Below are 13,260 nucleotides of genomic sequence, written 5' to 3'. Positions count from 1 at the left end.
TTTGCCCTTTTACGGGGAAACCGATTCGCTGCGAGCGTACTGCAGAAATGCACTCACCACGCGCGAGCGCTCGTGCCTGCGGTGCAGCAGCGCGATCTCAGACGGGATCGGCTTGCCGGCCAGGGGACGGTAGATCACGCCGGGCAGCGAAACGCAGTCGCACAGCGTGCCGGGGACGATGGCCACCGTGCCGCCGAGCGAAACGCTCGCGAGCACGGCGACGAGCGGCCCGGGACGCTGCGCGATTTGCGGCGAGAAACGCCCGCGTCTCGCGAGCTCCATCGTGCCGAACTCCTGCTCGGGTACGACGAACTGCGCGTCGCGCAACTGCTTCGGCGTAATCGCGCTCTGCGCCGCGAGGGCGGAGTCCTCCGGCAGCGCGACGACGAACTCGTCCTGATACACGCGCGTGGCGTGCAACCCTTCCGGGTACGCCATCGGCGGCCTGACATAAGCGGCGTCGAGCTGCCGGTCGACGAGTTGCATCGGAATCTCGTCCATCGGCACCTCCAGCAACTGCACGTCGATCCGTCGATGCAATCGCCGGAATTCCGTCACGGTCTGGCGCATCACCCCAGCGTACGCAGCGGAGGCGACATAGCCGACCCGGACCTGTCCCAACTGCCCGCGCTCGGCAAGCAGCCCGAGTTCGCGGGCTTGTTCGAGTTGCGCCAGTACCGCGGCGGCTTCCGGAATATAAGCTTCGCCCGCCGCGGTCAGCGAAACGGAGCGCCGGGTCCGGTGAAACAGCCGGAATTGCAGCAGGCGCTCCGCATCCTGGATCTGCTTCGTCAGGGAGGGCGGCGCGAGCCCCAGATCGTCGGCGGCGCGCGCGAAATGCAGGCGCTTCGCAACCGCGAGAATGCAGCGCAGGTGACGCAGTTCCAGTTCCATCACTATTCATCCAGGAATGAATAAATGTGATTCTATCTGCTATCGATCGGCAATACGACCGGCGCTAAGATGGTGTCCGTCCGTATGTTGGAGCGATCGCCCATGTTGGAAGAAGCCAGTCCTGTTACGTCCGTTGTCGAGCCCGCGCGCGCGGCAACGGCGTCCGCCGCGCCGACGCGCTCAGCCGCAGCCGTGCTCGCAACGGCATCCGCGACCTGTGCGTTGATCGTGCTCGACACGAATATCGTCGCCGTGTCGCTGCCGTCGATCGCGCGCTCGTTTCATGCGGGATTTGCAGACGTCGAATGGGTCGTCAGCGCGTACATGGTCTCGTTCGCATCGTGCCTCCTGCCGATGGGCGGGCTTGCCGACCGCTATGGCCGCAAGAAGACGATGTTGTTCGGTCTGCTGATATTCGCGATCGCGTCGCTCGGTTGCGGGCTCGCGCCGAACGTCATGTTCCTTAACCTGTCCCGCGCCGCGAAGGGCTTTGGCGCGGCAATGCTGCTGACTTCGGCGCTGGCCGTGATCGCGCACGCCTTCCCCGGCCCGCACGAGCGGACGCGCGCGTGGGCCATCTGGGGGATGACGATGGGGATCGCGACCACCGTCGCGCCGCTCGTCGGCGGCCTGATCACGCAATGGGTCGGCTGGCGCTGGATCTTCCTGCTGAACCTGCCGGTCTGCGCGGTGCTGATCTTCTGCATACGGCGCGTGGTGACCGACTCGCGTAATCCGCGTGCGGGACGCATCGACTTTGCGGGCAGCCTGTTCTTCGGCATCGGGCTCGCGTGCGGTATCTGGGCGCTGATCGGCGCCCAGGACGACGGCTGGCGCAGCGTGGCCACCGGATCGCGCTTTGCCGCATGCGTGCTGATGCTCGCCGGCTTCGTCGCGATCGAGCGGCGCATCGGGCACGCCGTTATCGATCTGACATTGTTCTCGCAAGCGCGCTTTGTCGCCGCGGTGCTCGCGATGTTCGGCTACGCCGCGTGCGCCCAGGTGATGATGACGTTCCTGCCGCTCTACCTGCAGAATGCGTTCGAATGGACGCCCATTCATGCGGGAACCGGAATGCTTCCGTTCGCGCTCTCGATGATAGTCGGCCCCTATTTAGGCGCACGAATTGGGCGGCATGTGACCGGATCGATATCGACGCTGTCCGCCGGGCTGGCGCTTGTCGGTCTTGGCAATCTGTTCACCGCCGTTGCCGCGCCATCGGGCGAATACGGCTGGGTTGCGGTGGGGATGATCGTCACCGGCCTGGGCGCCGGCGTGCTGAACGGAGACACCCAGAAGGCGATCATGGCGTGCGTTCCGCCGCATCGGACCGGAATGGCGTCCGGAATCAGCACGACTACCCGCTTCACCGCGATCGTCACGTCGATCGGCGTACTTGGCGCAGTGCTCGCGTCGCGCGCCCGATCCGCGATCGACGCGGCAACGCCGTGTCATACGTCGGGTAACGCATGCGTGGATGCGCCGTTCATGTCGGACCTGCTTGCCGGCGATTTGAGCCACGCCCTGGCGCGCCTCGCGCCCGACCTCCAGTTGGCGATGAAATCCGTCGCTCCGGCCAGTTTTGCGAGCGGCTTTGCATCGGCACTGAGCGTTGCCGGCTTGTTTGCGCTCGCGATCTCGGCCGCAATCTGGCTACTCGCGGGACGCAGCCGCTCAGCGTGACGCGATCTTCCGGGATGGCCCGGTCACGGCAAATCGACACTCGCACGCGCGACGTCATGCTCCACGGTCTTCCCCAGCATTTCGCCGAATTGCATTGCCGCGAGCTGCGCGTAAAGCGGAGAACTCTGCAAGAGCTCCGCGTGACGCCCTTGCGCAACAATGCGGCCCTGATCCAGAACGACGATGCGGTCCGCTTGCTGCACGGTGGCAAGACGATGCGCAATAACGAGCGTCGTGCGGTTCAGCGCGGCGTTGTCCAGCGCCGTTTGCACGAGCCGTTCGCTCGCGGCATCGAGCGCGCTGGTGGCTTCGTCGAGCAGCAGGATGGGCGGATTCTTGAGAATCGCGCGCGCGATCGCAAGGCGCTGACGCTGGCCGCCGGACAACCGCACGCCGCGCTCGCCGAGGAACGTGTCATAGCCTTGCGGCAGCTCCGCGATGAAACCGGCCGCCGCTGCCATCTCCGCGGCGCGCTGCACCTGGGCGAGCGTGGCGTCGGGCATGCCGTAGCGGATGTTGTCGAGCACGCTGCCCGAAAAGATCACCGATTCCTGCAGCACGACGCCAATCGCCTGGCGCAACGCGGCGAGCGAGACCTGATTCGTCGGCACACCGTTGATCAGGATGCTGCCCGACTGCGGATCGTAGAAGCGCAACAACAACTGAAACAGCGTGGTCTTGCCGGCGCCGGACGGCCCGACCAGCGCGACATGCTCGCCTGAACGCACGTCGAGCGAGAACCCCGCAAGCGCGGCAATGCCGGGACGCGACGGATACGAAAAGCCGACGTTGTCGAAGCGGATGCCTTCGCCGCGCGCCGGCAGCGGCACGGTCGTTTCGGCTTGTGCCACCGGCGAGCGCGCGGCCAGCAGTTGCAGCAGCCGTTCTGTGGCACCCGCCGCCCGCTGCAGATCGCCCCATACCTCGGCAACGGCGCCAACGGCCCCCGCCGTGAACACCGCATAGAGAATGAACTGGGAGAGCTGGCCCGCCGTCATGTGCCCGGCCAGGACTGCCTGCGCGCCAAGCCAGAGCACGAACACGATCGCGGCAAAGACGAACACGATCACCACGGCAGTCAACGAGGCGCGTGCCCGGATTCGTCTCAGCGCGGTCTCGAAGGCCGTGTCCACCGCGCCGCCAAAACGCCCCGCCTCGAAACCCTCCTGCGTATACGACTGCACGGTCGGCATCGCATTGAGCACCTCGCCCGCCAGCGCGCTGGCGTTCGCGACCTTGTCCTGACTGGCGCGCGAAAGCCGCCGCACGCGCCGCCCGAAGATCACGATGGGCGCGACCACCACCACGAGCGTCGCGATGATGTAGCCGGACAGCACCGGGCTCGTCGTGATCAGCATCGCCACGCCGCCGACCGTCAGCAGGAGGTTGCGCAATCCGAGCGACAAGCTCGTGCCCACCACGGCCTGGATCAGGGTCGTGTCGGTGGTGAGCCGCGAGAGCACCTCGCCCGTCTGCGTGGTCTCGAAGAATTGCGGGCTCATCCGCATCACATGGTCGTACACGGCGCGCCGCAAGTCGGCCGTCACCCGTTCGCCGAGCCACGAGACCCAGTAGAAGCGCAGCGCCGTCGCGGCCGCGAGAACCAGCGAGACCACGAAGAGCGCAATGAAATAGCGATCGATATGCGTGCGGTCGCCGCTCGCGAAGCCGCGGTCGATCAGATATTTGAACGCAACCGGCAGCGCCAGCGTCGCGCCCGCCGACGTCACGAGCGCGAGGAACGCGAGCGCCCAGCGCCCCGCATAAGGACGCAGAAAAGGAAGCAGGGCGAAGAGCGGGGCGACACGCGGCGAACGAGTGGTGGTATCTGGCATCGAAGAACCTTACTGCACGCTGTCCCACGATCGCGGGCCGTCCAGCCGCGCGGCGACCTCCAGCACGTGCGCGCCGGCGGCCGTCAGCATCGGGAGACGCCGCTCTCCGGCGCGCGGCTCCAGCGAAATCAGATCGCAATCCAGCAGGGTGTCGAGTTCGACACGTGTCATGTCGATCTGCTCGGGCGCGCTGCGGATCAGCATCAGCGTGGCCAGTTCATGTGGACTCAGCATGGTCATTTCCTCGGACTCCGTGGGGACGGCTCTTCAGCGCGTCCTGACAAGCGTGATGGCGTGCTCGGGACATGCCGACACACACAGGCCGCAGGCACGGCACGCATCCGCGTGCGGCGCGTACGCCACCTTCATGCCGTGCACGCGCAGCTTGAAGCGCTGCAATGGCCGGAGCGGCTGGTAGTCGGCCGCCTCGATGCGGCGGATTTCGAATACGTTCTCGGGGCAAACGGTCACGCAATCCGCTTTCCCTTCGCAGCGCGAGAAATCGACGGACGGTGCAATGACACCGGGCGGCTGTTTGCAGACCACAGTCGCGTTCCGGTTCATGCGCCGCTCTCCCCGGTCGAGCGCGACCCCGACATTCGCTCGTTGCGAAGCTGCTCGCGCTCTTGCGGCGTCATGCGCTGCCAGTGCTGCCACTGCTCCCATTGCCTGCGCTTGTGGCAACCGCCATGCCCGCGGAATCCGCCGAACAGGATCCGGCAGAGCACCAGCAGACCCACCGCGTGCGGATAGTCAATCACGTGAGCGTCGACAATGAGGGTCGGCACGATCCAGTTCCACAGCCGCATGACGATCCAGCCCAGCAGCGCGATGATCAGCACGATCAGCAGCGCCTTGGCCAATAGTTTCCGGCGAAAACTCATTTCATTCTCCTTCGGTTCAGATCTCGAAGCCGTCGTAGGACGACTGCAGTCGTTTGCGCAGATGCAGCACGGCGTAGCGCTTGCGCGCCAGCAGCGTGCTGACGCCGACGCCGGTTGCGGCCGCCATCTCCTTGAAGCTGCGCCCGTCCAGTTCGTGGGCGACGAACACCTCGCGCTGGTTCGCGGGCAACTCTTCGAGCGCGGCCCGCAGCGCATCGAGCAGCGCCGCGCGCGCATAGGCGGCCTCGGGTCCGGCGTCGGGCGAAGGCAGCGCGAGGTCCAGGCGGTACTCGCCGTCGTCCTCGCCGGTATCGGCGGCGTTGCTGACATCGGCCAGCGGCGCTTCCTTCTTCTTGCGAAAGCGGTCGATGATCCGGTTTCTCGCGACGCGAAACAGCCACGCGCCGACCTGCTCGATAGGGTCCGGCAGCCGCCAGGCCTCGACCAGTTCTTCGAAAACGTCCTGAAGAATGTCCTCGGCTTCGTCCTGATCGATCACCCGGCGGCGGATGAAATTGCGCAGCCTCGGGCGCTCGCGGGCGACGGCGTCGGCGATTTCTCGGTCCTGCTCGGTCAGCGGGCTCGGGGTGTGCGGCGTTTCCATACCCGTGATGACGATTCGGGAAGGAGGATATTGTGGGGCGAGCGGACCGGTTGTGAAATTTTTCTGGCCGTGGCGCCGCTTCTTCGCGTTATGCATTGAACTCGTCTCCTGCCGGCGCCTTCAGCAAACGAACGAACGCTTGCAGCCCTGCCGGGATATGCATCGCCAGGAAGCTCGGCACGACAGTCAGCAGCAGTTGCCGGATCACGCCTTCGCTGCCATGGATGCGAAGCGTGCCGCGCAGCGACCATCACGATGGCTTGCAGATCGTCGAGTGCGACGTGGCCCACGCGCAGGCGTCCGGATAGCTACCGGGTACGGAATGCCGCGATGAGCCACTTCGCGCTTGACCCAGAATTTCTCACATGAGAATATAAATTCACACTCAGGAAAAATATCGATGCCGATATCCTGTTCCGGCGCAGCCGCCTCGGCGGAACATCGGGGCGTTGACTGTTAGTTGCATCAATATGCCTCCAGGCCTTCCGTTCCATTTCGTTGCCCAGCGCCCATCATTTACCTGGCAGTCCATATCATGGAAGCAAGCGCCTTGTCCCGCATTCGCCGCACACCGCCCGCATTGAACAGGCACGCCGCAGCGGTGTTCAGCAACACCAGCACCCAACATCACGCCCGGTTCAGGCCTGGAAAGGAAGTCCGCAATGAATTTCAGCCTCAATGAAGACCAGCAATCCATCGTCGCGGCAATCGAGAAAATCTGCGAGCGCTTCGACGACAGCTACTGGCTCGAACGCGACCGCGAAGGCGGTTTCCCGCACGACTTTCATCGCGCGCTCGCCGACGCGGGCTGGCTGGGCATCGCGATGTCGCCCGAGTATGGCGGCTCGGGGCTCGGCATGACCGAGGCCGCGCTGATGATGCGCACGATCAGCGCGTCGGGCGCGGGGCTTTCGGGCGCGTCGGCCGTGCACATGAACATCTTCGGCCTGAATCCGGTGCAGGTGTTTGGCGACGAGGCGCAGAAGCGCCGCTTTCTGCCGCCGCTCATCGAGGGACGCGACAAGGCCTGCTTCGCCGTCACCGAGCCCGACGCGGGCCTCGATACCACACACCTGAAAACCCAGGCCGTGCGCGACGGGGACCACTACGTGCTCACGGGCCGCAAGATCTGGATCTCGACGGCGCAGGTCGCCAGCAAGATGCTGATCATCGCGCGCACCACGCCGCTCGACGCGGCGAAGAAACCCACCGACGGCCTCTCCCTCTTCTACACGGACCTCGACCGCACGCGCGTGGAAGTGCGCGAGATCGAGAAAATGGGCCGCAAGGCGGTCGATTCGAACATGCTGTTCATCGACGGCCTGCGTGTGCCTGTGGAAGACCGCATCGGCGAGGAGGGCAAGGGCTTTCATTATCTGCTGCACGGGCTGAATCCCGAGCGCATACTGATTGCTTCGGAGGCCGTAGGACTCGGCCAGGCCGCGTTGCGGCGCGCGACGCAGTACGCGAAGGAGCGCGTCGTGTTCGGCCGCCCCATCGGGCAAAACCAGGCGATTCAGCATCCGCTCGCCCAGGCATGGATGGCGCTCGAAGCAGCCAACCTGATGGTGATGAAGGCCGCCACGCTTTACGACGCAGGCGAGCCCTGCGGCGCCGAAGCCAACGCGGCGAAGTACCTCGCCGCCGAGGCCGCGTTCCAGTCGTGCCAGACGGCCGTCGCGACACTGGGCGGCATGGGTTACGCGAAGGAGTACCACGTCGAGCGCTATCTGCGGGAGTGTATGATTCCGAGGCTCGCGCCCGTCAGCCCGCAACTGATCCTCTGCTTCATCGCGGAGAAGGTGCTCGGGCTGCCCAAGTCGTACTGAACGCGAGGAGCGGCAAGCCGCCTTGCGTTCAACTGCCCCACCCCTCATGGACGTCAAACTCGTTGCCCGCACGCTCGATCTCTTCGAGCGCTTCGCCGCCGAACAGCGGCCCCTGCCGCTTACCGAACTGGCGCGGCTTCTGAACGTGCCTGCGTCGAGCTGCCTCGCGCTCGTGCGTACGCTGGTGAGCCGGGGCTATCTCTACGAAGTGCGCAAGCGCGGGGGCTACTATCCGACCCGCCGGCTGCAACTGATTGCGAACGCCATCGACGCCGTCGATCCCGTCGTCGAGATGCTCCATCCGCACCTCGTCGAGCTGCGCGACGCAACCGGCGAGACAGCCGTACTCGCCAAGCTGCACGACACAGCCGTGGTCTACCTCGACGTGGTGGAATCGGAACGAGCCGTGCGCTATGCGCCGCCGCCCGGCGCGCTGCGGCCGTTGCACGCGAATTCGATCGGCAAGGCGATCTTCGGCGAGCTCGATGCCGGGACCCAGCAGGCGCTCGGGGCGAAGCTCGTCTTCGAGCGCCTCACCGAAGCCACGACAGGCGACCTCGCCACGCTCGTCGATCAGGCCGCCGAAGCGCACGCGCGCGGCTGGTGCGCGAACATCGGCGAAAGCGCGCCGGAGCTTTCGGCAGTGGCCGTGGCGCTCGACTTCGGCAGCGATCTCTACGGTATTTCGGTAGGCGGGCCGACCGAGCGCATCCGCCAGCACGTCGAAGCGCATGCCGGGGCGCTCATGGAAGCAAAGCAGCGCATACTCGCGACGTGGCGCGAGAACGAAGCGAGCTAACTGCCGCCGGCGCTGCGCATGCGTTAAAGTGAGTACACACTCGCTCGTCGTTGTGCGTCATTGCGCCCGGTTACGCCCAGTTACGTTTAAGCGCCCCGATGCCCCGAATCCCGGGGCACGAAATTTGCAATCGCATGTCGAATGACCGCGCGGAATGGCCTACGGCGTTGCTGTGGCTTCCGCATCCTCCGATGTCTTCGACGCCCGACCCGTTTTCTCCCATGCAAAGGATCTCCCGTTTTTCTCGCCTGCGCGCCCTGTGCGCCCTATGCATCCTGTCCCTCGCGGCGCTTGCGTGTCCGCTCTGGATGAATGCCGCCGGGGCCGCGCCGTCCGCCGCCGCGCCTGCCTCCACGGCCAGGCCCACCAACCCCGCCGCCCCTGTCGCTCTGACCCCTGCCCAGGCGCACGCCGCGCTGCAGGTGCTCGACGACCCGGCCCAGCGCGACCGCGTGGAAGACACGCTGCGCGCCATCGCAGCGGCCGGCGCGCTGGCCACGCCCGCTTCGGCCCCCGCGCCGGCCGCCGCGGCAGCGAGCGCCACCCCTTCCGCCTCGGCACCCACGGCGGCCTCCGCCGCCCTCGACGACGCTTTGCGTTCGAACGGGCTCGTGCTGCAGATCGCGAGGCACGCCGCCCACGGCGCGCAGATGCTCGGCGAACGCCTGATCCACGCGCGCAAGGCGCTCTTCGATGTCGGCTCGGCGCGCTCGTGGTGGACCGAACGGCTCGGCACACCGGAAGGGCACGCCATGCTGCTCGGCCTGCTGCGCGTGCTGCTGCTCACGCTCGTGCCCGCGCTGCTCGTGGATGCCCTCGTGCGCCGCTTCATCGGCAGGCCGCATCGGGCGATCATTGCGCATGCCGAGGCCGCGGCTACGCGAAACGGGCACGAGGGCAGGCGCGCGACGCCCACGCCCGACGCCGCGCGAGATGCTCAGGAGACCCAGGAAGCTCGGGAAGACGCCCTGCGCGCTGCCGCCGGCATGGAACCCGCCGATCCCACGGCCGCTGCCGGCGGCGATCCGGATGCGGGCCCGAACGCCAATGCCGGCGCCAGCGCCGCTGCCCGCGCCACCCTCGCCGCTGCCGCCGCCACCGAGGACGCCACGGCCGAGGCCACGTCGCTCGCCACCCGCTTGCGCAACCGCAGCGCGCACCACTGGAAGCGCCTGCAGCGTCTGCCCGCGGCGCTCCTGCTCGCCTCGCTCGAACTACTGCCGGTGCTCGCCTTTGGCCTGTGCGCGGCAGGCGTGCTCTCGCTGTTCGGTCCGGACGATGCGTCCGCGGCGGCGGCCGTCGGCGAACTCGTCGATACCTACGTGATCTGCCGCATCGTGATCGCCGTGGGCGCGCTGCTGTTCGCGCCCGACGCCGAAGCCCTGCGCCTCGTGCCGTTCTCCGACACCGCTGCCGCGTTCGCGCAGCGCTGGACCGTGCGTATCGTCGTCATCGGCGGCCTGGGCGGGATACTGAACGCCGCGGTGCCGCTCGGCATGACCGAAGATGCCCATCTCGCCCTCGTGAAAATCGTCGCGCTGATCGGTCACCTCGCGCTCGCCGTGATGATCCTGCAGTGCTACCGGCCGGTGGCCGCCGCCATCCGCCGCTGGGCGCCGAAGAACGGCTCGCTCGCCTACCTCACGCATTGGTTCGCCGACATCTGGGCCGGCGTCGGCATCTTCGTCGTGATGGCGCTGTGGCTCGTCTGGGCCCTCGATCTGCGCGGCGGCTATCGCGAACTCGTGCACGCGGGCGGCATCTCGCTCGTCGTGCTGCTGATTGGGCGCGTGGTCGCCATCGTCGTGCTGGGCGCCCTCGGCCGCGTATTCGATCCGCAAGGCAACCGCGACGACATGTCGGTCGGCCGCCGCCGCGCCTACCGCTACTACCCCGCGTTGCGGCGGCTCGCGCTGGCCGTCATCGGGCTCGTCATGCTCGACGTGCTGATGCACATCTGGGGCCTGCATCCGGGCCGCCTGATCGTGAATGCGCCCATCGGCCGTCTGCTCGGCTCGGCCATCGTGACGATCTTCGTGGCCATCGTCGTCGCCGTGGTGATCTGGGAGGCCGCGAACGCCGCCGCCGACCGCCGCCTGCAAGCCTGGACCGATGCCGGAGACTACGTGCGCGCCGCCCGCCTGCGTACCCTGCTGCCGATGTTCCGCACCTCGCTCTTCGTCTCGATCTTCGTCATCGTCGGGCTCACCGCGCTTTCGCAACTGGGCGTGAACACGGCGCCGCTCGTTGCGGGCGCAAGTATCTTCGGCGTCGCGCTCGGCTTCGGCTCGCAAAAACTCGTGCAGGATTTCATCACCGGGATCTTCCTGCTTACCGAAAACGCCATGCAGGTCGGCGACTGGGTCACGGTGGCGGGCGTTTCGGGCACGGTCGAGTTTCTCTCGATCCGCACCGTGCGCCTGCGCGGCGGCGACGGCTCGCTCTACACGGTGCCGTTCAGTTCGGTGACGACGGTCAACAACACGAACCGCGGCATCGGCAATGCGGCGGTGAAGGTGATGATCGCGCATGGCGCGGACCTGCAGCGCGCCATCGACACGCTCAAGGAAATCGGTGCCGAACTGCGCAACGAAGACGCCTACAAGTCAGGCATCCTCAGCGACTTCGCCTATTGGGGCGTGGACCAGGTGGATGGCGCGAGCGTGACCCTCGTGGGCCAGATCCAGTGCAAGGACTCGGGGCGCTGGGGCGTGCAGCGCGAGTTCAACCGCCGCGTGCTGCTGCGTTTCACGGAACGCGGCATCGAACTGGCGAACCCGCAGCGTAATTTCCTCGTGGGCATGCCGGATGGCGTCGATGTCGAAGGCCGCCGACCCGAGAACGCCGACGAAGGAGACGACGTCGGCAGTTCGCACGAGGACATGGCGCGCGGCATGCGCCGCGCGCAACCCTCTGCGCAGGACGAAAAGGCGTCGCGCAACGGATCGTCGGGCGACGGTCGCGGCGCGGGCCGCAAGCCGTCCTGAGCCGTGCCCGGCACACGCAAGGTGCCGGGCGCGTTTCGGCGCTGCTGGGTCGCTGTTGGGTCGCTGCTGGGCTACACGCAGCAAGGCTCCTTCACGGACTGGTTCCGTTCGCGTTTCGGCATGACGCCGCGTAGCTGGCGCAACAGCCGCTTGAAGTGACGGCGCGGGGTCTCGCTCCCGAAAACGCTCACCTCAAGCCACAGCGGGCCACCTCGCGCATCGCCCGGCGTGGCGAACTTTCCAGTCCAATCAATGACCTACGCGCGGCGCCACGATGCAGTGCACAAGCCGCGCGGTATCTCCCGAAGAAGCTCACCGTTCGATAAGAGAAAGCGCAAAAAAAAGCGCCCCTGCGGGCGCCTTCGGTGAACGGCAAGAGCCGGCCGGCTCCTGCGACGATCGGATCAGCCTTCCACGTCCTCGAGGCTGAAGATCTCCGACTGGTCGTTGTACGAAAAGATCTCGCCGTAACGGCCCCAGTCGATCGCCGTGTCGAGCGTCTCTTCGGCGGCGCCGTCGGAGAGGAAGTCTTCCAGCTCCTGCTCGAAGCGCACACGCGGCGCGCGGTGCCCCGGGCGCTCGTTGAGCACCTTCTTGATGCGCGCCGCGAGCGGCACGTTGCGCAACAGGTGATCCGCGAACATCATCTTGCGCTCCTGCGTGCCGAACTCGGCGAACACGCGGCCCGGCGGCGTGAGCAGCAGGTCGCCTTCGCGCACGTCCGCGAAACCCAGCAACTGCATCATTTCGGCGATCGGGAACAGGTCGTCCACCTCCAGATGCAGCGTGCGCGCGATTTCCGGCATGTCGGCGCGGCCGTGGTACGGCGCGGCCACGAGCGTCTCGATCAGACCGGCCATGATGTTGGTCGACACGTTCGGCAGGCGGCTGCCCACTTCGAGCTGGCTCGGCGTGGAGGCGGCCGTCTCGCGCGCGGTCATCTTCGCGTAGATGTCGTCCACGAGCTTGCGGAACACCGGGTCGAGACGGTTGCGCGGATGCTTGAACGGCACCTTGATCTCGGCCACGATGCGGCCCGGGTTCGACGAGAGCACGAGAATGCGGTCGCACATGAACACCGCTTCCTCGATGTTGTGCGTGACGATCAGCATCGACTTGATCGGCATGCGGCCCTGCGTCCACAGGTCGAGCAGGTCGGTACGCAGCGTTTCGGCGGTCAGCACGTCGAGCGCGGAGAACGGTTCGTCCATCAGCAGCAGCGACGGATCGACCACGAGCGCGCGCGCAAAGCCCACGCGCTGGCGCATGCCGCCCGAAAGCTCGCGCGGGTAAGCGTTCTCGAAACCGTCCAGACCGATCAGGTCGATGGCGGCCAGCGCACGTTCGCGGCGCTCGCGAGCCGCCACGCCCTGCGCTTCGAGGCCCGCTTCCACGTTCTGCAGGACGGTCAGCCATGGAAACAGCGCGAAGGTCTGGAACACCATCGAAACGCCTTCGGCCGGACCGTCGAGCGGCTTGCCCAGCCAGTCCACCTCGCCGCCGCTCGGCTCGATGAGGCCCGAGATGATGCGCAGGAGCGTGGACTTGCCCGAGCCCGAACGGCCCAGCAGCCCGACGATCTCACCCTCGCGCAGCGAGAGGTTCACGTCTTCGAGCACGAGCCGTTCGTCTTCGGTCTTCGCGAAACCGCGCGAGACGTTGCGCACGGAGAGAACCTCCGCACCGGTGGCGGGACGCGTCGGCGCGATCAGGTCGGGAGAAACAGTCTTGGAATTCAGCATTTC

11 protein-coding genes and 1 pseudogene are annotated in these 13,260 nt (G+C 66.7%); 5 read left to right on the top strand and 7 right to left on the bottom strand.

Translation table 11 applies throughout. The features are described from left to right. Positions 1 to 9: 9 nt before the first annotated feature. Positions 10 to 897 (bottom strand): LysR family transcriptional regulator, encoded by an 888-nt coding sequence (locus tag V8683_RS23230; RefSeq protein WP_411191847.1) that lies wholly within the window; start codon positions 895 to 897, stop codon positions 10 to 12. A gap of 99 nt (positions 898 to 996) precedes the next feature. Between V8683_RS23230 and V8683_RS23225 the strand changes: the two genes are divergently transcribed. Further along, positions 997 to 2,577: an MFS transporter gene (locus V8683_RS23225; RefSeq protein WP_411191848.1), complete on the top strand. Its 1,581-nt coding sequence runs from the start codon at positions 997 to 999 to the stop codon at positions 2,575 to 2,577. 23 nt (positions 2,578 to 2,600) lie between these two features. Here the strand turns inward: V8683_RS23225 and V8683_RS23220 are convergent, their stop codons facing one another. From V8683_RS23220 to V8683_RS23200, 5 genes are read right to left on the bottom strand one after another with little or no spacing between them, the layout of a single operon-like run. Continuing rightward, positions 2,601 to 4,412, bottom strand: a complete 1,812-nt coding sequence (locus tag V8683_RS23220; RefSeq protein WP_411191849.1) for an ABC transporter transmembrane domain-containing protein — start codon at positions 4,410 to 4,412, stop codon at positions 2,601 to 2,603. Positions 4,413 to 4,421: 9 nt separating this feature from the next. Then, positions 4,422 to 4,646: a hypothetical protein gene (locus tag V8683_RS23215; RefSeq protein WP_411191850.1), complete on the bottom strand. Its 225-nt coding sequence runs from the start codon at positions 4,644 to 4,646 to the stop codon at positions 4,422 to 4,424. A gap of 33 nt (positions 4,647 to 4,679) precedes the next feature. Then, a complete protein-coding gene (locus tag V8683_RS23210) occupies positions 4,680 to 4,976 on the bottom strand; it encodes a 4Fe-4S binding protein (protein ID WP_411191851.1) in 297 nt (98 codons plus the stop codon). After that, positions 4,973 to 5,296: a hypothetical protein gene (locus V8683_RS23205; RefSeq protein ID WP_411191852.1), complete on the bottom strand. Its 324-nt coding sequence runs from the start codon at positions 5,294 to 5,296 to the stop codon at positions 4,973 to 4,975. Before V8683_RS23205 ends, V8683_RS23210 begins: the two co-directional genes overlap by 4 nt. Positions 5,297 to 5,312: 16 nt before the next feature. After that, positions 5,313 to 5,900 (bottom strand): RNA polymerase sigma factor, encoded by a 588-nt coding sequence (locus V8683_RS23200; protein WP_411191853.1) that lies wholly within the window; start codon positions 5,898 to 5,900, stop codon positions 5,313 to 5,315. Between the two features lie 662 nt (positions 5,901 to 6,562). On the opposite strand from V8683_RS23200, the gene V8683_RS23195 reads away from it, so the two are divergent. From V8683_RS23195 to V8683_RS23180, 4 genes and pseudogenes are all read left to right on the top strand, one after another. Next, a complete protein-coding gene (locus V8683_RS23195; protein ID WP_411191854.1) occupies positions 6,563 to 7,729 on the top strand; it encodes an acyl-CoA dehydrogenase family protein in 1,167 nt (388 codons plus the stop codon). A 46-nt stretch (positions 7,730 to 7,775) separates the two neighbouring features. Next, positions 7,776 to 8,528 carry an IclR family transcriptional regulator gene (locus tag V8683_RS23190; protein ID WP_411191855.1) on the top strand — a complete coding sequence of 251 codons (753 nt, stop codon included), beginning with the start codon at positions 7,776 to 7,778 and terminating at the stop codon, positions 8,526 to 8,528. A 221-nt stretch (positions 8,529 to 8,749) separates the two neighbouring features. After that, the gene (locus V8683_RS23185) at positions 8,750 to 11,515 is read left to right on the top strand and encodes a mechanosensitive ion channel domain-containing protein (RefSeq protein ID WP_411191856.1); all 2,766 of its coding nucleotides are present in this window, start codon (positions 8,750 to 8,752) and stop codon (positions 11,513 to 11,515) included. 54 nt (positions 11,516 to 11,569) lie between these two features. Next, positions 11,570 to 11,674: pseudogene (locus tag V8683_RS23180) on the top strand (AraC family transcriptional regulator); the annotation flags it as partial. Positions 11,675 to 11,919: 245 nt separating this feature from the next. Here V8683_RS23180 and V8683_RS23175 read toward each other — a convergent pair. After that, positions 11,920 to 13,257 (bottom strand): ABC transporter ATP-binding protein, encoded by a 1,338-nt coding sequence (locus V8683_RS23175; RefSeq protein ID WP_411191857.1) that lies wholly within the window; start codon positions 13,255 to 13,257, stop codon positions 11,920 to 11,922. Positions 13,258 to 13,260 lie beyond the last annotated feature (3 nt).

It is taken from the genome of Paraburkholderia sp. AV2 (genome assembly GCF_054968425.1).
The sequence above is the reverse complement of the archived record's forward strand: the minus strand, read 5'-3'. Positions and strand labels throughout refer to the sequence as shown.

Bases quoted from the DNA above. Each gene is read 5' to 3' on its own strand.
- V8683_RS23225 (WP_411191848.1), top strand. From the start codon at position 997: ATGTTGGAAGAAGCCAGTCCTGTTACGTCCGTTGTCGAGCCCGCGCGC.
- V8683_RS23220 (WP_411191849.1), bottom strand. From the start codon at position 4,412: ATGCCAGATACCACCACTCGTTCGCCGCGTGTCGCCCCGCTCTTCGCC.
- V8683_RS23215 (WP_411191850.1), bottom strand. From the start codon at position 4,646: ATGCTGAGTCCACATGAACTGGCCACGCTGATGCTGATCCGCAGCGCG.
- V8683_RS23210 (WP_411191851.1), bottom strand. From the start codon at position 4,976: ATGAACCGGAACGCGACTGTGGTCTGCAAACAGCCGCCCGGTGTCATT.
- V8683_RS23205 (WP_411191852.1), bottom strand. From the start codon at position 5,296: ATGAGTTTTCGCCGGAAACTATTGGCCAAGGCGCTGCTGATCGTGCTG.
- V8683_RS23200 (WP_411191853.1), bottom strand. From the start codon at position 5,900: ATGGAAACGCCGCACACCCCGAGCCCGCTGACCGAGCAGGACCGAGAA.
- V8683_RS23195 (WP_411191854.1), top strand. From the start codon at position 6,563: ATGAATTTCAGCCTCAATGAAGACCAGCAATCCATCGTCGCGGCAATC.
- V8683_RS23190 (WP_411191855.1), top strand. From the start codon at position 7,776: ATGGACGTCAAACTCGTTGCCCGCACGCTCGATCTCTTCGAGCGCTTC.
- V8683_RS23185 (WP_411191856.1), top strand. From the start codon at position 8,750: ATGCAAAGGATCTCCCGTTTTTCTCGCCTGCGCGCCCTGTGCGCCCTA.
- V8683_RS23175 (WP_411191857.1), bottom strand. From the start codon at position 13,257: ATGCTGAATTCCAAGACTGTTTCTCCCGACCTGATCGCGCCGACGCGT.